At 69.3% G+C, this 23,141-nt stretch carries 22 protein-coding genes; 7 read left to right on the plus strand and 15 right to left on the minus strand.

Annotated features, from left to right (window positions below; translation table 11 throughout):
- Positions 1–64 precede the first annotated feature (64 nt).
- Positions 65–811 (plus strand): MauE/DoxX family redox-associated membrane protein, encoded by a 747-nt coding sequence (locus AC07NG_RS10220; protein ID WP_494593751.1) that lies wholly within the window; start codon positions 65–67, stop codon positions 809–811.
- A gap of 171 nt (positions 812–982) precedes the next feature.
- Here AC07NG_RS10220 and AC07NG_RS10225 read toward each other — a convergent pair whose 3' ends face one another.
- Positions 983–2,731: an acyl-CoA dehydrogenase gene (locus tag AC07NG_RS10225; RefSeq protein ID WP_494593753.1), complete on the minus strand. Its 1,749-nt coding sequence runs from the start codon at positions 2,729–2,731 to the stop codon at positions 983–985.
- 186 nt (positions 2,732–2,917) lie between these two features.
- Here AC07NG_RS10225 and AC07NG_RS10230 point away from each other — a divergent pair, with 186 nt between their 5' ends.
- The 3 genes from AC07NG_RS10230 to AC07NG_RS10240 are packed head-to-tail and all read left to right on the plus strand — an operon-like array spanning position 2,918 to position 5,832.
- A complete protein-coding gene (locus AC07NG_RS10230; RefSeq protein ID WP_110119447.1) occupies positions 2,918–3,541 on the plus strand; it encodes a YceI family protein in 624 nt (207 codons plus the stop codon).
- 27 nt (positions 3,542–3,568) lie between these two features.
- Positions 3,569–4,924 (plus strand): YceI family protein, encoded by a 1,356-nt coding sequence (locus tag AC07NG_RS10235; protein ID WP_494593755.1) that lies wholly within the window; start codon positions 3,569–3,571, stop codon positions 4,922–4,924.
- On the plus strand, positions 4,852–5,832 hold the full coding sequence (locus AC07NG_RS10240; protein ID WP_494593757.1) for an L-threonylcarbamoyladenylate synthase: 981 nt from the start codon (positions 4,852–4,854) through the stop codon (positions 5,830–5,832). Before AC07NG_RS10235 ends, AC07NG_RS10240 begins: the two co-directional genes overlap by 73 nt.
- Here AC07NG_RS10240 and AC07NG_RS10245 read toward each other — a convergent pair.
- On the minus strand, positions 5,792–6,871 hold the full coding sequence (locus AC07NG_RS10245) for an NAD-dependent epimerase/dehydratase family protein (protein WP_494593759.1): 1,080 nt from the start codon (positions 6,869–6,871) through the stop codon (positions 5,792–5,794). The genes AC07NG_RS10240 and AC07NG_RS10245 overlap by 41 nt on opposite strands.
- 188 nt (positions 6,872–7,059) lie before the next feature.
- Between AC07NG_RS10245 and AC07NG_RS10250 the strand changes: the two genes are divergently transcribed.
- Positions 7,060–9,483, plus strand: a complete 2,424-nt coding sequence (locus AC07NG_RS10250) for a TonB-dependent receptor (RefSeq protein ID WP_494593760.1) — start codon at positions 7,060–7,062, stop codon at positions 9,481–9,483.
- A 210-nt stretch (positions 9,484–9,693) separates the two neighbouring features.
- On the opposite strand, the gene AC07NG_RS10255 is transcribed toward AC07NG_RS10250, so the two are convergent.
- The 6 genes from AC07NG_RS10255 to AC07NG_RS10280 form a co-directional block, all read right to left on the minus strand.
- Positions 9,694–10,455 carry an ABC transporter permease gene (locus AC07NG_RS10255; RefSeq protein ID WP_487290362.1) on the minus strand — a complete coding sequence of 254 codons (762 nt, stop codon included), beginning with the start codon at positions 10,453–10,455 and terminating at the stop codon, positions 9,694–9,696.
- On the minus strand, positions 10,452–11,396 hold the full coding sequence (locus tag AC07NG_RS10260; protein WP_494593937.1) for an ABC transporter ATP-binding protein: 945 nt from the start codon (positions 11,394–11,396) through the stop codon (positions 10,452–10,454). The genes AC07NG_RS10255 and AC07NG_RS10260 overlap by 4 nt, the downstream gene beginning before the upstream one ends.
- Before the next feature lie 50 nt (positions 11,397–11,446).
- Positions 11,447–11,941, minus strand: coding sequence for a hypothetical protein (locus tag AC07NG_RS10265; RefSeq protein WP_494593762.1), 495 nt, complete (start codon positions 11,939–11,941; stop codon positions 11,447–11,449).
- A 32-nt stretch (positions 11,942–11,973) separates the two neighbouring features.
- On the minus strand, positions 11,974–12,438 hold the full coding sequence (locus AC07NG_RS10270) for an NfeD family protein (protein WP_494593764.1): 465 nt from the start codon (positions 12,436–12,438) through the stop codon (positions 11,974–11,976).
- Between the two features lie 4 nt (positions 12,439–12,442).
- Entirely contained in the window at positions 12,443–13,420 is a 978-nt protein-coding gene (locus AC07NG_RS10275) for an SPFH domain-containing protein (protein ID WP_492854003.1), read from the minus strand.
- A 77-nt stretch (positions 13,421–13,497) separates the two neighbouring features.
- Positions 13,498–13,929: a TIGR02301 family protein gene (locus AC07NG_RS10280; RefSeq protein ID WP_492853971.1), complete on the minus strand. Its 432-nt coding sequence runs from the start codon at positions 13,927–13,929 to the stop codon at positions 13,498–13,500.
- Between the two features lie 215 nt (positions 13,930–14,144).
- On the opposite strand from AC07NG_RS10280, the gene AC07NG_RS10285 reads away from it, so the two are divergent.
- Together AC07NG_RS10285 and AC07NG_RS10290 are read left to right on the plus strand one after the other, a co-directional pair.
- A complete protein-coding gene (locus AC07NG_RS10285) occupies positions 14,145–14,354 on the plus strand; it encodes a hypothetical protein (RefSeq protein WP_110118296.1) in 210 nt (69 codons plus the stop codon).
- A 123-nt stretch (positions 14,355–14,477) separates the two neighbouring features.
- Positions 14,478–15,248, plus strand: coding sequence for a Crp/Fnr family transcriptional regulator (locus AC07NG_RS10290; RefSeq protein WP_494593767.1), 771 nt, complete (start codon positions 14,478–14,480; stop codon positions 15,246–15,248).
- Positions 15,249–15,252: 4 nt separating this feature from the next.
- Here the strand turns inward: AC07NG_RS10290 and AC07NG_RS10295 are convergent, their stop codons facing one another.
- The 7 genes from AC07NG_RS10295 to AC07NG_RS10325 form a co-directional block, all read right to left on the minus strand.
- Positions 15,253–16,593 carry a PI-PLC domain-containing protein gene (locus tag AC07NG_RS10295; RefSeq protein WP_494593769.1) on the minus strand — a complete coding sequence of 447 codons (1,341 nt, stop codon included), beginning with the start codon at positions 16,591–16,593 and terminating at the stop codon, positions 15,253–15,255.
- Positions 16,594–16,724: 131 nt separating this feature from the next.
- Positions 16,725–17,690 carry an NAD(P)H-dependent flavin oxidoreductase gene (locus AC07NG_RS10300; protein WP_494593771.1) on the minus strand — a complete coding sequence of 322 codons (966 nt, stop codon included), beginning with the start codon at positions 17,688–17,690 and terminating at the stop codon, positions 16,725–16,727.
- Positions 17,691–17,806: 116 nt separating this feature from the next.
- Positions 17,807–17,953, minus strand: coding sequence for a hypothetical protein (locus AC07NG_RS10305; protein WP_199228323.1), 147 nt, complete (start codon positions 17,951–17,953; stop codon positions 17,807–17,809).
- Positions 17,954–18,188: 235 nt separating this feature from the next.
- On the minus strand, positions 18,189–19,502 hold the full coding sequence (locus tag AC07NG_RS10310) for an ABC transporter ATP-binding protein (protein WP_494593773.1): 1,314 nt from the start codon (positions 19,500–19,502) through the stop codon (positions 18,189–18,191).
- A gap of 12 nt (positions 19,503–19,514) precedes the next feature.
- Complete coding sequence (locus AC07NG_RS10315) at positions 19,515–21,272, minus strand: ABC transporter permease (RefSeq protein ID WP_494593775.1); 1,758 nt, start codon at positions 21,270–21,272, stop codon at positions 19,515–19,517.
- 279 nt (positions 21,273–21,551) lie between these two features.
- The gene (locus AC07NG_RS10320) at positions 21,552–21,983 is read right to left on the minus strand and encodes an NUDIX hydrolase (RefSeq protein ID WP_110118299.1); all 432 of its coding nucleotides are present in this window, start codon (positions 21,981–21,983) and stop codon (positions 21,552–21,554) included.
- Positions 21,980–23,053 (minus strand): patatin-like phospholipase family protein, encoded by a 1,074-nt coding sequence (locus AC07NG_RS10325; RefSeq protein ID WP_494593777.1) that lies wholly within the window; start codon positions 23,051–23,053, stop codon positions 21,980–21,982. The genes AC07NG_RS10320 and AC07NG_RS10325 overlap by 4 nt, the downstream gene beginning before the upstream one ends.
- Positions 23,054–23,141: the final 88 nt, after the last annotated feature.

Raw genomic sequence — 23,141 nt, forward strand, 5'->3', positions numbered from 1 at the left:
GACTCCGTACCATGGTACGGAACCCATATGAGGCGGGTCCGGTTCGCGTACAAGGAGATCCGCCGTGAGTTCAGCCGCCCCGAAGACCGCCGTCCTCTACCGCATGGTGATGGACAAGCACGTCTGTCCCTACGGCCTGAAGGCCCGCCATCTGCTGCGCGCCCGGGGCTACGCGGTCGAGGATCATCACCTGACGACGCGCGAGGAGACCGACGCCTTCAAGGCCCAGCATGGCGTCAAGACCACGCCGCAGGTGTTCATCGACGGCGAGCGGATCGGCGGCTTCGACGACCTGCGGCGGTTCTTCGGCGGCAAGCCGCGCGATCCCAAGGCCAAGACCTACCAGCCGGTGATCGCCCTCTTCGCCATGACCGCCCTGCTGGCCCTGGCGGCGGCCTATGTGGTCGACGGGACGCCGTTCACCCCGCGCGCGGTCGAGTGGTTCATCAGCTTTTCCATGGTGGTGCTGGCGATCCAGAAGCTGCGCGACGTCGAGAGCTTCTCGTCGATGTTCCTGGGCTACGACCTGCTGGCCAAGCGCTGGGTCCCGTACGGCTACGTCTATCCGTTCGCGGAGGGTCTGGCGGGGGTGCTGATGACGGCCGGGGTGCTGACCTGGTTCTCCGCGCCCCTGGCCCTGGTGATCGGCGGGATCGGCGCGGTGTCGGTGTTCAAGGCCGTCTATCTCGACAAGCGCGACCTGAAATGCGCCTGCGTCGGCGGTGACAGCAACGTGCCGCTGGGCGGGGTGTCGCTGCTGGAGAACGTGATGATGGTGGCGATGGCGGTGTGGATGCTGGCGAGGCACTAGGTCCTTCTCCCCTTGCGGGAGAAGGTGTCGCCGAGAGGCGACGGATGAGGGGTCTCTCAAACGAAAACCGCCGCGACAGCCGATCAGCCGTCGCGGCGGACAGGTCTTTCGACCCCTCACCCGACCCCACTTCGTGGGGCCACCCTCTCCCGCAAGGGGAGAGGGATCAGATCAGTGAACCCCCAGGGCCTCCGGCGTCACCGCAACGAGGTCTTCCGCGCCCAGGGTCACGGCGGCCAGCTGGCCCGGGACCTGGGCCAGGACGCTCTCGGCATAGACCCGCAGCAGCTGGCCGCGCAGGGCCTCGGCTTGCGGGGCCAGGGCGCCCTTGGCCAGCATCCAGCCGCCGACGGTGTCGCCCAGCAGCTTGAGGTAGGCGGTGGCGCCCGACAGGGCGTCGGGCATGGCGCGGGCGCGGCGGTCGACCAGCCAGGCGGTGGCCGAGGCCGCGGCGTTCAGCGCCGCTTCCAGGCGGCCGGCGACCGGGGTCAGAGAGGCGTCGGCGCCCTTCAGGGCCTCGATGGTGTCGCGGATGTCGTCCATCAGGTCGGCCACGGCCTGGCCGTCGGCCAGACCCAGCTTGCGGCCGATCAGGTCGATGGCCTGGATGCCGTTGGTGCCCTCGTAGATCGGGGTGATGCGGGCGTCGCGATAGTGCTGGGCCGCGCCCGTCTCCTCGATGAAGCCCATGCCGCCGTGGATCTGCACGCCCAGCGAGGCGACCTCGACGCCGACGTCGGTCGACCAGGCCTTGGCGATCGGGGTCAGCAGCTCCTCGCGCAGCTTGGCGGTGGCGCGCACGGCCTCGTCGGCGGCCGCGTGGGCCAGGTCGGCGGCGACGGCGGTCGACAGGCAGATGCCGCGGGCGGCCTCGATCTTGGCCTTCATCAGCAGCAGGGTGCGGCGCACGTCCGGGTGGTCGAACAGGCGCGAGGGATAGGCGCCCGTCCAGGCCGAGCGGCCCTGCACGCGCTCCAGGCTGAAGTTCAGGGCCTGCTGGTAGGCGCGCTCGGCGATGGCGGTGCCCTGGGCGCCGACCTGCAGGCGGGCGGCGTTCATCATCGTGAACATGTGGGCCACGCCCTGGTGCAGCTTGCCGACCAGCTCGGCCTTGGCGCCTTCGAACAGCATGACGCAGGTGGGCGAGCCGTGGATGCCCAGCTTGTGTTCCAGGCCGCCGACGCGCACGTCGTTGGCCGCGCCCGGCTTGCCGTCCTCGTCGATCAGCACCTTGGAGGCCAGGAACAGCGACACGCCCTTCACGCCGGGAGGGGCGTCGGGGGTGCGGGCCAGAACGAGGTGGACGATGTTGTCGGTGGCGTCGTGGTCGCCCCAGGTGATGAAGATCTTCTGGCCCGACAGGGTGTAGCCGCCCTGGCCGTCCGGCGTGGCCATGGTGGTCAGAGCCGCGAGATCCGAGCCGGCCTGCGGCTCGGTCAGGTTCATGGTGCCGGTCCATTCGCCGGAGACCAGCTTGGGCAGGAACACGCTCTTGTGGCGCTCGGTCCCGTGCAGGGCCAGGGCCTCGATGGCGCCCAGGCTCAGCATCGGGCACAGGCCGAAGGCCATGTTGGCCGCCTGCACCATCTCCAGCGTGGCGATCTCCAGCGCTTTCGGAAGGCCTTGGCCGCCATGCTCGGGGGCGGCCGCCAGGCTGGTCCAGCCGGCCTCGGCGAAGGCCTTGTAGGCGTCGGCGAAGCCGGGGGCGCTGCGCACCACGCCATTTTCGAGCTTGGCGCCGACCAGGTCGCCCTGGCGGTTGATCGGGGCCAGCACCTCGGCGGCGAACACGCCGGCGGCTTCCAGCACGGCGTCCACGGTGTCGGAATCGGCCTCGGGATAGGCCTCGGCGAGCTGGTCGAAGCCGGCCACGTGGCGCAGGGCGAAGGCGAGGTCGCGGACGGGGGCGCGGAAGGTCATGCAGGGGCCGATCTGTTCAAGCGTCGGGTTGGGGGTATGTGATCCCTGTTTAGATCGCGCGACCCGCCGCGCCAAGGACCGCCAGGCGATCACGGCTTCGTGAGGAGACGCCCCTTCAACTGGACGGTGAAGTTCCTAAGTCGGGTAATCGCAACCGTCACTATGACAGTTTGGAGAACTGAACCCATGGCTCGCCCCTTCGCCTACGCCATTCTGGCCGGCGCCCTTCTCGCCGCTCCCCTCGCGGCCCCGGTCGCCGCCCTGGCGCAACCGGCGACGGATCCCGCCGCCGCCCCGGCCGGGACCTGGGCTCTCGACAAGCGCCACGCCAGCCTGACCCTGCGCGTGCGCCACTTCGGCACCTCGAACTACACCTTCCGCCTGTCGGGCCTCGACGGCTCCTACAGCTTCGACCCGGCCAAGCCGCTGGACTCCAAGGTGTCGATCACGGTCGACCCGAAGTCGGTCGACACCGGCCTGCCCAACTTCAACAAGGAAATCTCGGACGATCCGAAGTTCTTCGACTCGGCCAAGTATCCGACGATCACCTTCGTCTCGACGAAGATCGAGCAGACCTCGCCCGGCAAGGGCAAGCTGACCGGCGACCTGACCTTCCGCGGCGTGACCAAGCCGGTGACCCTCGACGTCACCTACAACGGCTTCGCCAAGACCCCGTTCGGCTCGCAGATCATGGGCTTCTCGGCGACCGGCAAGATCAAGCGCTCGGAGTTCGGCTTCACCCACCTGGTTCCGATGGTGGGCGACGACGTCGACCTGGCGATCGAAGCCGAATTCAATCCGAAGAAGTAAGACAGATATCGAATTAGGGACGGCCCAATGACCGCCGAGACGCTTTCAAAACCCGCCTCGGCGGCGGGTCCTTCCCGTTATTCTACGGTGGCGATCATCCTGCACTGGCTGATCGCCGCCGCCCTGATCTTCCAGGTGATCCTGGGGTGGCGGGCCGATGACGGCCCCAAGGGCGCGACCACCTTCGCCCTCTTCCAACTGCACAAGTCGATCGGCATCACCATCCTGGTGCTCAGCCTCGCGCGCCTGATCTGGAAGCTGACCCACAAGTCGCCGCCGGCCCCGGCCGGCCAGCCGACCTGGGAGAAGATCGCCGCCCACGCCGTGCACGTCGGCTTCTACGTGATCATGATCGGCCTGCCGCTGACCGGCTGGATCATCGTCTCGACCAGCCGCATCAACATTCCGACGATCCTGTTCGGCGCCATCCCCTGGCCGCACCTGCCGGGGCTGCCCGAGCTGGCCGAAAGCGCCAAGCAGGCCTGGAACGACTTTGGCCATCTGGGCCACGGTCTGCTGGTCAAGTTCACCTACCTGCTGCTGGCCCTGCACCTGGGCGCGGTGGCCAAGCACCAGATCCTCGACCGCGACGAGGTGTTCGGCCACATGGCCGCCGGCGCCAAGCCGGGCCTGAAGGAGCCGCGCCTGTGGCTGGCCGCCGCCGGCTTCGCCGCCGTGGTCGCCGCCGCCTATCTCTACACGCCGGCCAAGGCGAAAGCCCCCGCGCCGGCCCCGGCCGCCAGCGCCGCCGACGAGCTGGCCCTGCCGGACGAGACGCCCGCGCCCGCCGCCGCCGCGCCGACGACCGCTGCGCCTGGAGCCGCGCCCGCCGCTCCGGCTGAAACGGCCGCCGCGACGCCGCCGGCCGACAGCGCCTTGAAGGACCCGGTCGCCTGGGCCGTGCAGAAGGGCTCGCACCTCGACTTCGACCTGGCCTGGGCCGACACCCCGATCCACGGCACGTTCAGCCGCTGGACCGCCGACATCCTGTTCTCGCCGGAAGCGCTGGATCGCTCCAAGCTGACCGTCAGCGTCGACCTGGCCTCGGCCGGCACGGGCGACGGCCAGCGCGACGAGAGCCTGCAGGGTCCCGACTTCTTCAACACCTCGGCCACGCCCAAGGCGACCTTCACCGCCACCAAGTTCCGCAAGACCGCCGAGGGCCGCTTCGTGGCCGACGGGACGCTGGACCTGCGCGGGACCAAAAAGCCGCTCAGCCTGCCCTTCAGCTTGAAGATCGACGGCGACACGGCCAAGGCCCGCGGTGTAACCACCGTCGACCGGACCGTGTTCGGGGTTGGACAGGGCGAATGGGCGTCGACGGATCAGATACCGGGCAAGATCAAGGTGAGCTTCGCCCTGACGGCCAAGAAGAAGTCGTAGCCCAAGCCGCCGAGGCCCTCGCTGGCGGGGGCCTCGTCCTGCTGCCCACCGAAACCGTCTACGGCCTGGGGGCGGATGCTTCCAACCCCACGGCCGTGGCGGCGATCTTCGAGGCCAAGGGCCGCCCGCGCTTCAACCCGCTGATCGCCCACGTCGCCGACGCACAGGCCGCCGCCCGTATCGCCGCCTTCGACGACCGGGCGGCCGCCCTGGCCGACGCCTTCTGGCCCGGCCCCCTGACCATCGTCGCCCCGATCGCCGACAGCTCGGCCGTCTGCGACCTGGCCCGCGCGGGGCTGGAGACCGTCGCCATCCGCGTGCCCGGCCATCCGCTGGCCCGCGCCGTGCTGGCGGCCTTCGGCGGACCGGTCGTGGCCCCCTCGGCCAACCGCTCGGGCCGCCCCAGCCCCACCACCTATGCCGACGCCTTCGCCGAGACCGGCGACAAATGCGCCGCCGCCCTCGACGGCGGGCCGTGCCAGGTGGGCCTGGAGTCCACCGTCGTCGCCGTGCTCGACGGCCCCGTGCGCCTGCTGCGCCCCGGCGCCGTCACCCGCGCCCAACTGGAGGCCATAGTCGGCCCCCTTGCCGAAGCCGACGACGACGCCAAGCGCTCCCCGGGCCGCCTCGCCCTCCACTACGCCCCCGACGCCCCGGTGCGCATCGACGCCGAGGCTCCGAAGGCGGGGGAAGCGTTCTTGGCCTTCGGAGAATGGCCGACCGGGGAGGGGGTGCTGAATCTCAGCCCCTCGGGCGACCTCGCCGAAGCCGCCGCGAACCTCTTCGCCTATCTCCGCGCCGCCGACCGCCTGAAACCGACGGCCATCGCGGTGGCGAAGATCCCCGACGAAGGTCTGGGCGAGGCGATCAACGATCGTTTGCGCAGAGCGGCGGGGTTTGTGGGCTGACGGCCTTCGGTTCGCTCGCGCGCAAGGCCGCGTCTTCCGCCGCATAGTCGAAAAGGTCGTAAGGATAGCTGGCCAGGATCGGGAACGCTTGGCGCCAGTCCCGGCCGGCGGCGGCCTGGATGATATCGTCGCAGATCTCGCCGATGGTCGCGCCGTAGTCGGCCACGGGCGCATAGCCCAGCGCCTGCGCCGCGCGCGTATCGAGCACGAAGGGACGCGGCGTGGACCACGGCGTGCGTCCGGCTCGGGCCGGGAAGGCGTCGTCGTCCAGCCCGACCAGGGCGCCTTGGAAGTTCATGCGCTGGGCGATGATCGCGCCGATCTCGCCGACGGTCAGGGCTTGCGGATCGGCGATGTTGAGAACGCGCGTCCCCGGACGATCGAGGCAGACGGCCGTGAGTTCGGCGATGTTCAGCACCGACGAGGTGTGAAAACGGCTTCGTCCCCCGTAGGCCAGCGGGATCGCTTCGCGGCCGTCCAGCATGCGCTTGAGGAACCACCACTCGCGCGGGTGGGTCGAGCCCGGGCCGTGGATCGCCGCCGGTCTCAGCACGGTGACGGGGCACGTCGCCCTGTCGAGCAGGATCCGTTCGAGCGCCACCTTGCGCGTCGAATAGGTGGCGTCGCCGGGTTCGACCACGGCTTGGTCCTCGGAGATGGGGTCTGGCAGGTCTGGAAAGCCCGTCTGGCGCGCCTCGTCTAGCGTCCGCCCTTCGGCGTCGCGATAGACGCTGGACGACGAGACGACCACCAGGGCGCCGACATCACCCTGCAAACTCAGCAGTTGTCGCCCGTCGTCGGCGTCATAGGCCGTGATGTCGATGAGCGCGTCGGCGCCACCGCCGACCGCGCGATCCAGGTCGCCCGGCTGGGTCCGATCCGCGGTCACGAAGCGTGCGCCGCGCTCGGCCAGCCCCGCCGGAAGCGGGCGTTGGCCTCTGCTGACGACCGTGACGGTCCAGCCCGCGTCGAGCAGGCGCCGGGTCACCGCGCGACCGACCTGTCCGCCGCCGCCCAGCACGATTGCCGACTGGCTCATCGCGATCCCCCTCATCCTCCGGACCCGGCTTCGAGGATCCGCCGCGATCATTTGCGCTCCACCCCTCCGTACACCCCGCAGAAAAACTCTCCCCCTGCCCACCCATTCTCTATTTCACCGATAGGAATAGGTAACTATCACGCTCCCCAACACGCCGAATGGCGTTATCTCAAAACGAGGGGGCTCTCGTGGCTATCGGAATTTCGGGCGGCCTTTCGGCCAAGGGCGTCGGCCGCGCCGCGCTGCTGAGCGTGCTTCTTTCCACCACCGCCGGCGCCGCGCTGGCCGCCGACCTGGCGCCGGCCGCCGATGTCGCCGCCGCCGCGACGCCCGCCGCCGACCCGGCTGATCCGACCGCCACCGACGCTTCGGCCGTCGGCCAGGTGTTCGTCACCGCCCGCCGTCGCGAGGAGAGCGCCCAGGAGGTGCCGATCGCGCTGACCGTGACCTCGGCCGAGACCCTGACCCAGACGGGCGTCAACAGCATCGTCGCCCTGACCCAGCTGGTCCCGACGCTTCAAGTCCTGTCGCCCAACCCCCGCAACACCGCCCTGACCATCCGCGGTCTGGGCGCCAGCTACGGCCTGGCCAATGACGGCCTGGAGCAGGGCGTCGGCATCTATGTGGACCAAGTCTACAATTCGCGCCCCGGGGCTGCGACGCTCGACTTCATCGACATCCAGCAGATCGAAGTGCTGCGCGGCCCGCAGGGCACGCTGTTTGGCAAGAACACCACGGCCGGCGCGCTGAACATCACCACCCGCGACGCCACCCAGAAGTTCGAGGCCGACGCCGAGGCCAGCTACGGCAGCCTCAACTTCCGTCAGTTCAAGGCCACGGTGGCCGGGCCGCTGATCGAGGGCGTGCTGGCCGGCCGCCTGTCGTTCGTCGGCACCTGGCGCGACGGCGACCTCTACAATCCCAAGAGCAACACCTGGCAGAACGCCCGCTCGAGCACCGGCTACCGCGGCCAGCTGAAGTTCACCCCGAACGAGCAGCTGACGGTCAAGCTCTACGGCGACTACGCCTTCCAGCAGCCCGAGTGCTGCACCCAGGTCTATGTCACGGTCGGCACGACCCTGAAGCCGACCGCCCAGCAGTACGCCGCCCTGGCCGCCGGCAAGAACTACACCGTCGCCAGCACCAACCCCTATGACCGGATCTCCGACATCGACGATCCGATCCAGGCTGACCAGTGGGTCAACGGCCTGTCGGCGGTGGCCGACTACGACTTCGGCCCGGTGACCCTGACCTCGGTCACCGCCCACCGCGAATGGGACTGGGAGCCGCGCAACGACCGCGACTACACCGCGCTGGACGTCACCCGCCGCTCCAACAACCCCTCGCACCAGAAGCAGTTCAGCCAGGAGTTCCGCCTGTCCAACAACGAGGGCGAGCGCTTCGACTGGACCGTGGGCCTCTACTACTTCGACCAGAACGTCACGACCCACGGCGTCACCGAGTACGGCTCTGACGCCTCGTACTGGCTGCTGCCGGCCACCAACACGCCCTCGTCGCTGCTCGACGGCTACACGGTGTTCAACGACAGCACGATCGACACCACCAGCTACGCCGCCTTCGGCCAGCTGACCTGGAAGGTCAACGACCGCCTGAGCGTCACGCCCGGCGTGCGCTTCACCCAGGAAAAGAAGGACGGCACCTACGTCCAGACCACCACGGGCGGTTCGGTGACCACCGACACCACCCTGATCAACCGTCGCCTGGGCATCGCCCGGCCGCAGACCTTCTCGGCCAAGACCGACGACGGCGCCTGGTCGGGCCAGATCGCCGTGGTCTACCAGCTGACCGACGACATCAACGCCTACGCCACGGTGTCGAGCGGCAACAAGTCGGGCGGCATCAACATGACGTCGCTGCCGCTGACCAGCAGCAACACGGTGTCGACCTCGGCCGCGGTGATCCGTCCGGAAAAGGTGTCGACCATCGACATCGGCCTGAAGACCCAGTGGTTCGAGCGCCTGCTGACGGCCAACCTGGCGCTCTTCGCCACCGACGTGAAGGACTACCAGGCCAACGTCGTCGACAGCGGTCCGGGCGCCCTGCGCGGCTACCTGGCCAATGTCGAGAAGGTCGAGGTGCGCGGCGTCGAGCTGGACGCCACCACCCGCTCGATCGGCGGCTTCAAGTTCTACGGCAACCTGGCCTGGACCGAGGGCAAGTACGCCGACTTCAAGAACGGGCCGTGCCCGCTGGAGAAGATCGGCACCTCGACCGCCCAGTGCGACCTGTCGGGCCGTCCGCTGCCGGGCCTGTCGAAATGGGCCGGTTCGGCCGGCGCCGAGTACCGCCGCGAGGCGACCCTCGGCCGCCTGGCCGGCGAGGTCTATGCCGGCGCCGACGCCAGCTTCCGCTCCAACTACTACGCCGACAGCTCGGACTCGCGATACACGATCATCAAGGCCTATGAGATCGTCAACCTGCGGGCCGGCTTCAAGTCGGAAGCGGGCTGGGAAGCGTTCGTGTCGGTGCGCAACGCCTTCGACGCCGAGTACCTGCAGAACATCACCGTGGTCTCGGGCAATTCGGGCCTGGTGGTCGGCACCCCCGGCGACGCCCGCGCCTTCGCCTTCACCCTGAAGGCCAGCTACTGAGGCTAAAATCCCTCTCTCTGAGAGAGAGGGAGGGGCCCGCCGCGAAGCGGTGGGAGGGTGAGAGGTTTCACTGTTGGCCGGTAAACCTCGAGCCTTCCCGCCAGCCTTCGAGGCGGGCCGCGCCTTGTTCGGAGAGGCTGTAACCTCTCACCCTCCCACGCCTGCGGCGTGGGCCCCTCCCTCTCTCAAAGAGAGAGGGGTCTTCTGCGGCTACTGCTTCAGCCGATAGCCGGTCTTGAAGATCCAGCCCACGACCGCCAGGCACAGCGCCAGCACGCCGACCGTCGCGGCCAGGCTGATGCCCACCCCGACGTCCGACGTGCCGAAGAAGCTCCAGCGGAAGCCGCTGATCAGGTAGACGACCGGGTTGAACAGCGAGGCCGTCCGGAAGGCGCCGGGCAGCATGTCGATCGAATAGAAGCTGCCGCCCAGGAAGGTCAGGGGCGTGATCACCAGCAGGGGCACGATCTGCAGCTTCTCGAAGCTGTCGGCCCAGATGCCGATGATGAAGCCGAACAGGCTGAAGGTCACCGCCGTCAGGACGAGGAAGGCGGCCATGAACAGCGGGTGCTCGATCTCGAACGGCACGAAGAGACGCGCCGTGGCCAGGATGATCACCCCCAGCATCAAGGACTTCGACGCCGCCGCGCCGACATAGCCCAGCACGATCTCGAACGGCGACACGGGGGCCGACAGCACCTCGTAGATCGTGCCCGACCACTTGGGCATGTAGATGCCGAACGAGGCGTTCGACAGGCTCTCGGTCAGGATCGACAGCATGATCAGGCCCGGCACGATGAAGGCGCCGTAGGGCACCCCGTCGACCGAGGTCATGCGCGAGCCGATGGCCGCGCCAAACACCACGAAATAGAGCGAGGTCGACAGCACCGGGGCTGCGATGCTCTGGGCCAGGGTGCGGAAGGTCCGCGCCATCTCGAAGCGATAGATGGCGGCGATGGCGTGGATGTTCATGGCCGGTCCTTCACCAGGCTGACGAAGATCTCTTCGAGAGAACTCTGGCGGGTGTTGAGGTCGGTGAAGTCGACGCCCTCGGCGTGCAGCCGGCGCAGCAGCGGGGCGATGCCGGTGGCCTCGGCCTGGGCGTCGAAGCTGTAGACCAGCTCGCGGCCCTCGTCGGCCAGCGCCAGGTCGTAGTCGTCCAGGCCCGCCGGCACGGCTTCCAGCGGCGACTGCAGGTGCAGGGTCAGCTGCTTCTTGCCCAGCTGCCGCATCAGCACCTTCTTGTCCTCGACCAGGATGATCTCGCCCTTGCGGATCACCCCCACCCGGTCGGCCATCTCCTCGGCCTCCTCGATGTAGTGGGTGGTCAGGATGATGGTGACGCCCGTCTCGCGCAGCTTGCGCACCATCTCCCACATGTCGCGGCGCAGCTCGACGTCGACGCCGGCGCTGGGCTCGTCGAGGAACAGGATCGAGGGCTCGTGCGACAAGGCTTTGGCGATCATCACCCGCCGCTTCATGCCCCCCGACAGGGTCATGATCTTGGCGTCCTTCTTGTCCCACAGCGACAGGTCGCGAAGGATCTTCTCGATCAGGGCCGGGTTGGCCGGCTTGCCGAACAGGCCGCGGCTGAAGGTGACGGTGGCCCAGACGGTCTCGAAGGCGTCGGTGGTCAGCTCCTGCGGCACCAGGCCGATCTTGGTGCGGGCCGGACGGTATTCGCGGGCGATGTCGTGGCCGTCGGCGACGACCGTACCGGTCGAGGCCCGCACGATGCCGCAGATGATGCTGATCAGCGTGGTCTTGCCGGCGCCGTTGGGGCCCAGCAGGGCGAAAATCTCGCCGCGCCTGATCTCAAGATCGACGGTCTTCAGGGCCTGATGGCCCGAGGCGTAGGTCTTGGTCAGACCCGACGCCGTGATGATGGGTTCCACCCGGTCGTTCCCTTCGATGCGTGCGGTCCCGCGCCAGATGGGGGCGGGGAGGGGCAAAAGCCAGTGGCTCAGGTCACCTTCAGTTCGACCTGAGCGCCGTCCGGGACCGCGCTCAGCTGTTCGTGCATGGCGCCGGTGGCGGCCAGCCATTCGCCCGCCGACAGGACGAAGGCGTTGCCGACGTCGTACAGCCCGCCCTCGAACACTGGCAGGATCGTCAGGCCATAGCACTGGCCGGGGGAGGGAACCTTGCCGGCTGCATGAAGGTCTTCAAGCAGGCCGGGCAGGAACCACTCGTCGATACGCTCTTCCCAGGCCGGCGTCCGGGCCCCGCCGAGAAAGGCGTGCAGGGCCTCGGCGGTGTCGGCCACCGGCTCGATGTCGCCGGTCGGGCACTCCAGCCAGACCACGCCGTCGGCCGGCGTCTCGATGAACAGGCCGCCGAACATCGTGCTGAAGACGATCCGCCAGGGACCGGGCAGCCGCCAGCGCCAGGCCGCCTGCGCGTCCCTGGCGGCCTGTTCGTCGGGGACGAACATCATCTGCGCCCAGCCCACGGCCATGGTCGCTCGCTCCTAAGCTCTGCGCGTTCTTGTCAGCGAACCGTCAGCACCGCCCCGTGCACGCCCACCACCGAGACGCGGGTCCCGGTCGTCGGGGCGCTTTCGGCCTCGCCCTCGCCTTCGGTCTGGGCCGCCCACTCCTTGCCGTCGACGAAGACCCGGCCGCGGCCGTTCTCGAAGGCGGCGACCACCTCGGCCGGGCGGCCGAGCAGGCGCAGGGTGGGGTCGTTGAGGTCGGGGTCGGGCCCGGCCAGGGCCGGCCGCAGGAAGCGGCGGGCCAGGTAGGTCGAGGCGATGGTCAGCACGGCGAAGAGGACGATCTCCACCGGCAGGCTGGTGGGGAGGAGGAGGGCGACGACGCCGACCGCCGCCGCCGAGGCGGCCGGCCACAAAAGCCAGCCGGTGCCGGTGCCCACCTCGATCGCCAGAAACGCGGCCGCGATCGACAACCACAGCCAGAAGGGATGGGCGACGAAGAAATCGATCAGGCCGGTCATGGGATCAGGCTCCCTTGCGCGGCGCGGACGGAACCGCGCTCGAACGCGACGGCGCGGGCGACGGGGTCGGACGCGGCGGGGCGTCGGGGCCGCCCAGCGAGCGGATCAGCTCGCCGACCCCGGCCACCGTGCCGGTGATGCCGGCGAAGTCGGCCGGCACGATCACCGTCTTGGCGTTGGGCGAACGGGCCAGCTCGCCGAACGCCTCGACGTACTTCTGGGCGACGAAGTAGTTGATGGCGTTGACGTCGCCGCGGGCGATGGCTTCCGACACGAAGGCGGTGGCCTTTGCTTCTGCCTGGGCTTCCCGCTCGCGGGCCTCGGCGTCGCGATAGGCCGCTTCGCGCCGGCCCTCGGCCTGCAGGATGGCCGACTGCTTGGCGCCCTCGGCGCGGGCGATCTGGGCCTGCTTCTCGCCCTCGGCCTCGGTGATGACGGCGCGGCGTTCGCGCTCGGCCTTCATCTGGCGGGCCATGGCGTTGGTGATGTCGGCCGGCGGGGTCAGGTCCTTGATCTCGATGCGGGCCATCTTGACGCCCCAGGGGCTGGTGGCTTCGTCGATGGTGGCCAGCAGGCGCGAGTTGATGTGGTCGCGCTGGCTCAGCACCTCGTCCAGCTCCATCGAGCCGACCACGGTGCGCAGGTTGGTCTGGGCCAGTTGGGTGATGGCGTAGATCAGGTTGTCGACGCGATAGGCCGCGGCGGGGGCGTCCATCACCTGGATGAAGACGATGGCGTCGACGGTCACCGACACGTTGTCCTTGGTGATGACCTCCTGCTTGGGAACGTCGAGCACCTGCTCCATCATGTTGACCCGGCGGCCCACCGTCTCGACGAACGGGGTGAGGATGCTGATGCCGGGCTTCAGGGTGCGGGTGTAGCGGCCGAACCGCTCGACGGTGAATTCGCGGCCTTGCGGCACGATCTTGATGACGTTGACGACCAGCAGGATCGCCAGCACCAGAAGCACCAGAGGGACCAGAAAAGCGGTCACGAAAGCCTCCCGAGACGCGGCCCGGCGGCCCAAGCCGCCAGTCGCCGTGCGTCCATGAGGAGAATTTAGCGCGCCGCTCGCCCTTCCGCCACGGAATCCGGCGCAGCTTGCTCGTTGACCCGCACCGTCTGCGACAGCTTGTTGGCCAGAGCCCGGCCGCGAAGAGCGGCCTGGCGCTCGGCCCGGCGGCTTTCGGGGCTGCACTCGGGATGGGCGGCCTGGGCCGCGGCGTAGCCGCCGTTGAAGCGGTCGCGCAGCTGGCCGTCGAAGGTCTGGTCGGCCTGCTCCACCTCGGTCAGCCGCACCATGCGGGCCCGCCAGAACTGGTCGCCGACGCCCTCGCAGGCCTGGCGCAGGGCATGGCTCTGGCCGATGGCGTAGGCCAGGTCCAGCAGCCGCTGGCGCTCGGCCGGCGCGCGGTCCTGGGCGCTGGTCACGGCCGGTGCGGCCAGCAGCAGGGCGGCCAGGAACGGAGTGGCGAGGCGGGCGCGAAGCATGCGGGCACTATCGCCGCAAGCGCCTCGCCTGTCATCGCCTCGCCCGCGAGGGGCGAAATCAACCTTGAGGATATCCACAGCGGCGCTTGCCCATTTCAAGTCGAAACTTCGACTCTTCAGGGCCTTGCTATCAACAAGGATCGGGATCAGGCTGTGGATAAGTCAGGGGTGGCGAGAAACGACCAACTCCGACAGCGCAGAAGGGAGGACGTGTCATGGCTGAAGTGCACTACGGCGTCGTCCAGGTGGGCGACCGGTGGACCATCATCGGCGACCAGCTCAGGTTCGGGGCTTATCGCAGCCGCCACGAGGCCGAAAAGGCCGCCAACCGCCTGGCCGAGCAGGCCACGGGCGTCGGCATACCGGTGCGCATGCACCTCCAGGACGAGACCGGCCAGCTGCACCGACCCACCTTGATGAGTTGATGGGATGAGCTGAGAGGGATGAGCTGACGCGCGGCGCGTGTCGGCGTCCCGACAGGTCCACGCAACGAAACCCTCGGTCCGCGCGCTTTAACCGACGTGCAAGCGCCGCCGTTGGATGCCGCCATGGCCGACTCCGCAGAAATGAACGACCGAGACACCCGCGCCGAGCGGGTGCACCACGCCTATGCCGGCAATCGCCTGCTGCTGGCGATGCCCGAAGATGCGCGCGCGGCCCTCAAATCGGCCATGTCGCTGACGGCTCTCGCCCGCGGGACGGTGCTGTTCGACGTCGGCGAGGACGTGCGCACCACCTATCTGCCCTGCCGGCCGACCATGGTCTCGCTGCTGGTGCTGACCCCCGAGGGCCGCGAGGTCGAGGCGGCCACCGTCGGCTGGGAGGGCGCGCTGGGCGGCGTGGTCAGCGGCGGCCTCAAGCCCGCCTACGGCCGGGCGGTGGTGCAGGCGCCGGGACCGGCCTTCACCGTCCAGACCGCCCGCCTCGACGAGATGCGCCAGCGCTTCCCGGCCCTGGGCGACCTCTTCACCCGCTACGCCGACGCCATGATCGCCCAGATGATGCAGTCGGTGGCCTGCAACGCCCTGCACACCATCGAGCAGCGCTGCTGCCGCTGGCTGCTGGCCGCCCACGACCGGGCCGGCGAGGACATCGTGCGCCTGACCCAGGAGGCCCTGGCCGACATGATGGGCGTGCAGCGCACCACCGTCACCGCCGCGGCCAAGATCTTGCAGGCCGACGGCATCATCCAGACCCGCCGCGGCCGCGTGGAGATCCGCGACCGCCGCAAGCTGGAGCGCCGCGCCTGCGAGTGCCACGCCCAGGTCGAGGCCCATTTCCACAAGCTGCTGCCGGAACTGGACCTCGACGCCGGCTGAGGGGTCAGATCGCGTAGTTGAAGTTCGACGCGATGATGATCTCCACGCAGTCGATCAAGCCAAAGCTGCTGTTGGCGCTCTGGTCCTCGTAGTCGAACAGAGACCAGCCGCTGGCCGTGGGTCGGTTCTTGTCGAAGTAGCCGACGACCTGGTCCTGGATGTAGACGCCGCCCAGTTTCAGGCGCGTGGCGCTGGCGAAGTTGATCAGCAGGCCGTCGGCGGGCTTGTTGGGGATGGCCGCGACGTACAGGGCGTATTTCTGGGCGCCCGGATCGATGATCGGCAGGTCCTCGTACATGTCCTGCACATAGATCGGAAAGTTGCGGCCCTTGGTGGCGGGCAGCAGGACGCCGGGCGTGTTGTCGGGGATGTCTAGCGAAACGCCGAACGAAAAGGCCGCGACCTGCTGGGCGACGACGGGATCCAGCGGCGGCTTGCGGTTGGGATCCAGCAGGGCCGGGATGATCCGGTCGAGCAGGTAGACCCGCTTGCGGACGGTGTCGAGCGAAGGCATGTCGCCCTGCCAGGGGCCGACATTGTGGTTGGCCAGGACGTTGGTCAGCGCCTTCAGCACCCCCGGCAGGTCGGTGTCGGCCACGCCGTTCTGGTCGTCGATCTTCAGCGACATGGCGATGAATTCCGACGGGTGGGCGTAGAGGAAGTCGTGGCACTCCACCAGCAGCGACACCAGGCTCTGGTAGACGTGCGCCCGCGAGTTCAGCCCGGTGCTGCCGTGGCAGGTGTAGAACTCCCAGGTCGCGGGCGAGTGCGGCCCGGCGGGCACCGCATCGATGATCAGCCGCACGTCCAGCAGCCGCACCCCCGCCTCTAGTTGCTCGGTGATGCTGCGATAGTGGCAGGCGTAGGGCGTGTGGATGGTGGAGTTGATGGCGGCGCTGTCGTGCGTGCCCGGCAGGTTGATGTCGCCGATCAGGGTGTCGCCGGGAACGTGCGACAGCCAGACGCGCGGATTGATCAGCTGCAAGGTCAGGGCGCCGGCGTTGTTGGCGGTGTCCGACCAGGAGATGTAGGTCTCGTCGCCGGTCGGGCCGTAGAGCATGTGCGCCGGCTCGCCTTTCAGCGACACCGTCTTGTCGCCGTTGTAGGTCACCGGCGCGTACCAGTCCAAGCCCCAGCCGGCGTAGCCGCCCGTGGCGCGGCCCAGCCAGCGGTCGCCCGGCGCGGTGTCCTTGGCCAGATGGAGGTCGCCGTTCTTGTAGGTCCACTTGCACCAGGCCGCATCGGCCGTGGACTGGACCAGGGTCAAACAGTTGTCGTGCGTGCCCAGATAGCCGGCGAAGTCGCCGGACTGGCGATTGAAACACTTGACGGTGCGGTAGTTCATCGAGGTCCCCTGGCGATGGCGCGAGCTCGAGGAGGGCGGCTGCGCGACCAAGCGGACGCGACCTTATCTTCAGCTTTCAGCTGTGCGTGTGAAAATATTCACCGAGGGTTGTGCCTGTCTCGATCGGCGCCTCAGGCGAGCAGTCCCGCCGTCCGCCTGATCGCCGCTTCCGCCTCCGCGACCAGGCTGGCCACGATCTCGGCCGCCGGGCGCACGTCGGTGATCCCGCCGGCGCTCTGGCCCATGGCCAGGCACGAGCGGTCGGGGTCCAGGCCCTCGGTCTGGCCGGCGATGCCGCCCAGCACCCCGGCCTGGACGCTGGCCATGGCCTGCAGGGGGAAGGGCTGGATGTCGCCGGCCCGGGTCTCCCAGTCGTCGACATAGGGGTTGGCGCGCACCCGCATCGGCTTGCCGGAATAGCAGCGGGTGCGGACGGTGTCCTCGTCGCGGGCGGCCAGGATGGCGTCCTGGTAGAGCGCGCCGGCGTGGGCCTCGGCGCTGGCGATGAAGCGGGTGCCCATCCAGACGCCTTGCGCCCCCAGGGCCAGGGCGGCCGCCAGCCCCCGACCGTCGTAAAGGCCGCCGGCGGCGATCACCGGGATGTCGACCGCCTCCACCGCCTGGGCCACCAGCGGCAGGGTGCCGACCAGGCCCGTGTGGCCGCCGCCTTCGCCGCCCTGGCAGATCACCGCGTCGCAGCCGGCCTCCTGCGCCTTCACCGCATGACGCACCGTGCCGCAGACCACCATCACCTTCAGCCCCGCCTCGTGCAGCCGGGCCAGGATCTGTGAGGGCACGCCCAGGCCGGCGATGAAGGCGCTGGCGCCCTCCTCGATGATGACCTCGACGCTGGCGGTCAGGGCGTCGGGCGTGGCGGCCAGCAGGTCGACGCCGAACGGCCTGTCGGTCAGGGCTTTGACCTGCCGCATCTGCTCGCGGATGAAATTGGGCGAGGTCCCGGCCATGCCCAGCACGCCGTAGCCGCCGGCGTTGGAGACCGCCGCCGCCAGCGGCGCGTACGAAACCCCGCCCATGCCGGCCAGCAGGATCGGATGCTCGATGTTCAGCAGGTCGCAGATCGGCGTGCGCAGGGCCATGGCGGCGGTCTCCCTATCGCGGCCCTCTGGCGGGGCCGTCCGGGGGAGAGTGCGCTCGCCCTTGCTGGCGGCAAGCGTGCCGCGAGGTCAGGCGCGGGGCGGTGGGCCCGGGGGCGCTATTCGTCGAGGATGCGCTCGGGATCCAGTTCCGGGGTCCAGAAGCAGGCGGCCATCGCCGCCAGCATGACGGCGACCATCGCCAGGAAACCACGCGGCGGGGCCAAACCCGCGATGTAGGGGCCCACGATGTCTTGCGGGGTCATCTCTCTCGTTTCCTCGTGAGCCGGCGCCCCGATCTGACGTCGAGACTGCCGTTCACGGAGGAAAGCGTCTCACCGAAGCGAAGGTTCGACAAGTCCCCATTTTTCAAGGGGTTATTGTGGACTCGCGGGTCCAGGATTGGAGCGGGGCAGGCCATGACGGCCCGCCCCGCCTCGCACCTCTAGCGCCGTACGGTCAGGCCCAGGGACAGCGCCCGCGGGCTTTCGCCATCGGCGTCTAGGCCGGGTCGTCCAGCGAGAAGCGGTCGGCGCTCTCGTCGTAGGAGAAGACCTCGGCGTAGCGGCTCCAGTTGGTCGCCGCGCGCAGGGTCTGGTCGGCGTAGTCGGGAGACATGAAGTCCTCCAGCTCGTCGCGGAAACGGCTGGCGGGGGCGGCGTGGCTGGGCCGGTCGTCCAGCACCCGGCGCACGTGGGCGGCCAGGGGAACGTGGGCCAGCAACTGCTGGGCGAAGATCGACTTGCGCGCGTCGACGTCGGCCTCGGCGTAGCGACGGGCCGTGGGCGTCAGCATCAGGTCGCCCTCGCGCAGTTCGGCCAGGCGCAGCAGCTGCAAGGTCTCGGCGATCGGAAAGAGCGCGTCGGCCTCGTACCGCAGCACCCGGGCCAGGTCGGGCATGTGCGCCCGGCCGTCGAACGGAGCGGCGCAAACCGCCTCGATCAGGCCGGCCATGACGTTGGTCGAGACGCGCGGCAGCACCATGCCAAGGCCCATGCCGGGAAAGACCCCGTCGCGAGCGGCGGCGGCCGCCTGGTCGGGCCGGGTCATCTGGGCGTAGATCCGCTCGACCAGGGCCCGGAAGGCCGGGTCCTGGCGGTTGCGCGGCTGCGGCAGGTCGACCTTGACCGTCGACGCCACCCGGCCCGGATTGGACGAGAACACCAGGATGCGGTCGCACATCAGCACCGCCTCCTCGATGTTGTGGGTGACCATCAGGATCGACTTGATCGGCATCCGGCCCTCGTTCCACAGGTCGAGCAGGTCGGTGCGCAGGGTCTCGGCGGTCAGCACGTCGAGGGCCGAGAACGGCTCGTCCATCAGCAGGATCGAGGGATCGACCACCAGGGCGCGGGCCAGGCCCACGCGCTGGCGCATGCCGCCCGACAGCTCCTTGGGATAGGCGTTCTCGAAGCCGTCCAGACCGATCAGGTCGATGGCGGCCAGGGCCCGGCGGCGGCGCTCGTCCGGGCGCACGCCCTTGGCCTCCAGCCCGACCTCGACGTTCTGCAGCACGGTCAGCCAGGGGAAGAGCGCGAAGCTCTGGAACACCATGCTGACCGTGGTGGGGCCGTCCTCGCGCGGCGGGAAGGCGATGTCGCCCGAGGTTGGCTTGATCAGGCCGGCGATCGACCGCAGCAGGGTCGACTTGCCCGAGCCCGAGCGGCCCAGCAGGCCAACGATCTCGTTCTCGTCGAGGGTCAGGTCGACATTGTCGAGCACCAGCAGGTTCGCGCCTTCGGCCTTGCCGTACAGGTGACGGATGGCCTTGGCTTCGACCAGGGCGGGCGATTGGATGGGGGTGAAGCAGGTCATGGACGCTCTCCCTTAGGCCAGACGGAGACGGCGCTCGGCGAAGCGGTACATCGGCCGCCAGAGCACGCGATTGAAGACGATGACGAAGACGGACATGACGGCCACGCCCAGGGCGACGCGGGCGCTGTCGCCGGCGGCGGTGGCCCTGGCGATGTAGGCGCCCAGGCCCGCGGCCTCGAGGCGCTGATGGCCCCAGCTGACCGCCTCGGCCACGATGCTGGCGTTCCACGACCCGCCCGAGGCGGTGAGCGCGCCGGTCACGTAGTAGGGAAAGATCCCCGGGATCGCGACCTGCCGCCACCACTGCCAGCCCCTGAGGCCAAACATGCCGGCGGCCTCCTTCAGGTCGCCCGGAATGGCGCTGGCCCCGGCGATGACGTTGAACAGGATGTACCACTGGGTCCCGAGCACCATCAGCGGCGAGAGCCAGATGTTCGGGTCCAGGCGCAGGGCGACGATGGCCGCCACCGCGAACGGGAACAGCACGTTGGCCGGGAAGGCCGCCAGGAACTGGGCGATCGGCTGCAGGCGCTCGGCCCAGGCCGGGCGCAGGCCGATCCAGACGCCGACCGGGACCCAGACGAGGGTGGCCAGGGCGATCAGCACGACGACGCGGACCAGGGTCGCCAAGCCCAGCAGCGAGACCTGGCCCAGGTCGCCGAGGGTCAGGCGCTGGCCGAGGAACGACCACAGCAGCCCGGCGCCGCCGACGACCGCGATGGCGACCAGCGCCAGCCAGAGGCCGTCCAGGACCCTGTCCAGCGCCGCGGGCGGCGCGGGCAGGCGCAGGGGCGGCAGGCGGACGGGCGGGCGCAGGCCTGAGGTGGCGCGGGACAGCCTCGCCAGCGGCTGGGCCAGCGACCGGATCCAGACGGCCCGGCGCAGCAGATCGTAGAGCCACGAGGCCGGACGCTGCTGGCTGGCGGTCTGTTCGAAGCGGAACTTGTCGGCCCAGGCCACGACGGGACGGAACACCAGCTGGTCGTAGAGCACGATGACCACGGCCATGGCGGCCACGCCCAGGGCCAGGGCCTTCATGTCCTGGCGGGCGATGGCGACCGACAGCCACGAGCCGATCCCGGGCAGGGTGACGGTGGTGTCGCCCACGGTGATGGCTTCCGACGCCACGACGAAGAACCAGCCGCCCGACATCGACATCATCACGTTCCAGACCAGGCCGGGCGTGGCGAACGGCAGCTCCAGCCGGACGAACCGGCGCCAGGGCGAGAAGCCGAACTGGCGGCTGACGTCGTCCAGGTCGGCCGGGATGGTCCGCAGCGACTGGTAGAAGCTGAAGGCCATGTTCCAGGCCTGGCTGGTGAAGATCGCGAAGATCGCCGCGCACTCCACGCCCAGCTGGCGGCCGGGGAACAGGCCCATGAAGAAGGTGACCGTGAAGGTCAGGAAGCCCAGCACCGGCACGGACTGCAGGATGTCGAGGGCGGGCGCGATCAGGAGCTCGGCCTTGCGGCTCTTGGCGGCCAGGGTGGCGACCGTGAACGTGAAGACGAGCGAGGCGAAGAGGGCCAGGAACATCCGCAGCGTCGTGCGCAGGGCGTATTCAGGCAGGCGGGCGGGATCCAGCGTGACCGGGGCGGCGTGCAGGGCCGCCAGGGGCTGGCTCATGTCCTCGGCCCCGCGCACGACCAGGACGGCCGCGGCGGCGAGCAGGAGGAAGGCGACCAGATCCGCCCACGAGGGGACGGTTCCGGCGCGAAGAAAGCGCGCGAGCGGACGCGCGGCCTTGAGGTCTCCGGAGAGGAAAACCATGGGGCTTGTCCTTGTGACTGTGGCCGCGACCGGCCGTCAGCAAGGAGCCCGTTGAACCCCTAGCGTGACGCCGTTCGCGGCGTGTTGGATCGACTGTGACTGTCGCTGGGCATGGGGTTTGGGTTTCCGTTGAAAGCGTCGTCGCCGCGTCGCGGCATCGAGCGCGGCGGCGGGATGCGCCCGCCGACCGACGTTGTCAAGTTGCTGTGGAGAAGATCCGTCGAGCGGCCGTCTTTTTCCGAAGCCCGCGTTCCGGGGCGCGGCGATCCGGCGATGCGCCTAGCGCCCGAACAGCGCGTAGGTCTGTTCGATGACCTGCCGGGTCAGGTCCCACTCGACGGCGGCCATGGCCTCTTCGCGGGTGAAGAAGCGGGCGTCGGCGGCGTCGTCGCCGGCCTTGGGTTCGCCGCCGGTCCATTCGGCGGCGTAGTCGAACATCACGAAGTGGCGGGTGGTCTCGCCGGTCTCGCGCGAGGTGAAGACGCCGTCGACGACATCAATGAGGCCTAGAAGCCGGGCTTCCACGCCCGTCTCCTCGCGCAGTTCGCGCAGGGCGGCGGCTTCCGCCGTTTCGCCGAACTCGATCCGTCCGCCCGGCAGGCTCCATTGGCCAAGACGCGGCGGCGTGCCGCGCTTGATCAGCAGCACCTCATGCCCCCGCAGGCAGATGACGCCGGCGGTGGGGGAGGGGATCGGAGCGGGGGTGTTCATGCGAAACCAGACTTCAAATCTACCGTCGAGCGCTCCCCCACCAGGGGCAAACACTCGCCGAGCCAAGCTTCCGCCGCCTTGCGCCCACGGGCCTTGAGGTCGGTCAGAAAGCTCCACTCGGTATTGAACTTGGACGCCAGCGACAGGTCGGCCAGCGGCTCGTCGGCCTTGATGGCGTGCAGCAGCATCCGCCGATAGCGCCCCCGGGCGTTGTCTTTCAAGAGGCCTTCGTCGAGCAGCTTCTGCACGAAGCCGATGGCGCGCAGTTCCGAGGACAACGCCGCGTTGAAGGTGATCTCGTTCAGGCGGTCCATGATCTCGCCCGGGGTCTTGGGCGTCTCGTCGCGGACGAAGGGATTGAGGCTGACCAGCAGGATGTCGTCGGGGGTCTTGTCGTAGAACAGCGGCCACAGGGGTGGGTTCGCGAGAAAGCCGCCGTCCCAGTAGGGCTCGCCGTCGATCTCCACCGCCTGGAACACCTGCGGCAGGCAGGCGCTGGCCAGCACGTGGCGGGCGGTCAGTTCGGTCTCGCGGAACACCTTGGCCTTGCTGGTGCGCACGGCCGTGGCGGCGATGTAGAGCTTGACCGGCGAGCGGGTCCGCAGGGCTTCGAAGTCGATCGTCTCGTCGAGGATGTCGTTCAGCGGATTGAGGTTGAACGGGTTGAACTCGTAGGGGCTCATCGACAGGGCCAGGGTCTCGGCCAGCCGCCAGCCCGGGGTGTTCTTGATCCAGTCGGCCGCGCCGCCGAACGCGCCCCCGAAGGCGCTGGTCCAGATGCTGGTGTCGCCGAAGACGTTGCGGCCGCCGTTGCGGTTGACCTGCTTCCAGAAGTCGTTGAGCGAGGCCTTGGCCCCCTCGCGGCCGCCGGCGATCAGGCCCGAGGCGTAGGCCACCGCGTTCATCGCCCCGGCCGAGGCGGCGGTGATGGCCTGGATCTCCAGGCTCTCCTCCTCCAGCAGCCGCTCGATCACGCCCCACTCGAAGGCGCCGTGCGAGCCGCCGCCCTGCAGCGCCAGGCTGATCGGACGCGGCCCCTTGGGCTTCCTCTTCAGCGGCGCGATGGGCATGGGGTCTGCCTTTGCCTCTAGAGCGGATCGATAGTCACAGCCTCGACCCCCTTCTCCGAGCCTCCCCGCGAAGGCGGGGATCCAAGCC

The sequence above is a fragment of the Caulobacter sp. GW821-FHT10C03 genome, assembly GCF_059415485.1.

Coding starts and splice junctions, on each gene's coding strand:
- AC07NG_RS10230 (WP_110119447.1), top strand. CDS start 2,918: ATGGCTCGCCCCTTCGCCTACGCCATTCTGGCCGGCGCCCTTCTCGCC.
- AC07NG_RS10255 (WP_487290362.1), bottom strand. CDS start 10,455: ATGAACATCCACGCCATCGCCGCCATCTATCGCTTCGAGATGGCGCGG.
- AC07NG_RS10280 (WP_492853971.1), bottom strand. CDS start 13,929: ATGCTTCGCGCCCGCCTCGCCACTCCGTTCCTGGCCGCCCTGCTGCTG.
- AC07NG_RS10265 (WP_494593762.1), bottom strand. CDS start 11,941: ATGGCCGTGGGCTGGGCGCAGATGATGTTCGTCCCCGACGAACAGGCC.
- AC07NG_RS10245 (WP_494593759.1), bottom strand. CDS start 6,871: ATGAGCCAGTCGGCAATCGTGCTGGGCGGCGGCGGACAGGTCGGTCGC.
- AC07NG_RS10285 (WP_110118296.1), top strand. CDS start 14,145: ATGGCTGAAGTGCACTACGGCGTCGTCCAGGTGGGCGACCGGTGGACC.
- AC07NG_RS10305 (WP_199228323.1), bottom strand. CDS start 17,953: ATGACCCCGCAAGACATCGTGGGCCCCTACATCGCGGGTTTGGCCCCG.
- AC07NG_RS10320 (WP_110118299.1), bottom strand. CDS start 21,983: ATGAACACCCCCGCTCCGATCCCCTCCCCCACCGCCGGCGTCATCTGC.
- AC07NG_RS10240 (WP_494593757.1), top strand. CDS start 4,852: ATGGGCGTCGACGGATCAGATACCGGGCAAGATCAAGGTGAGCTTCGC.
- AC07NG_RS10235 (WP_494593755.1), top strand. CDS start 3,569: ATGACCGCCGAGACGCTTTCAAAACCCGCCTCGGCGGCGGGTCCTTCC.
- AC07NG_RS10315 (WP_494593775.1), bottom strand. CDS start 21,272: ATGGTTTTCCTCTCCGGAGACCTCAAGGCCGCGCGTCCGCTCGCGCGC.
- AC07NG_RS10295 (WP_494593769.1), bottom strand. CDS start 16,593: ATGAACTACCGCACCGTCAAGTGTTTCAATCGCCAGTCCGGCGACTTC.
- AC07NG_RS10270 (WP_494593764.1), bottom strand. CDS start 12,438: ATGACCGGCCTGATCGATTTCTTCGTCGCCCATCCCTTCTGGCTGTGG.
- AC07NG_RS10325 (WP_494593777.1), bottom strand. CDS start 23,053: ATGCCCATCGCGCCGCTGAAGAGGAAGCCCAAGGGGCCGCGTCCGATC.
- AC07NG_RS10225 (WP_494593753.1), bottom strand. CDS start 2,731: ATGACCTTCCGCGCCCCCGTCCGCGACCTCGCCTTCGCCCTGCGCCAC.
- AC07NG_RS10300 (WP_494593771.1), bottom strand. CDS start 17,690: ATGGCCCTGCGCACGCCGATCTGCGACCTGCTGAACATCGAGCATCCG.
- AC07NG_RS10290 (WP_494593767.1), top strand. CDS start 14,478: ATGGCCGACTCCGCAGAAATGAACGACCGAGACACCCGCGCCGAGCGG.
- AC07NG_RS10310 (WP_494593773.1), bottom strand. CDS start 19,502: ATGACCTGCTTCACCCCCATCCAATCGCCCGCCCTGGTCGAAGCCAAG.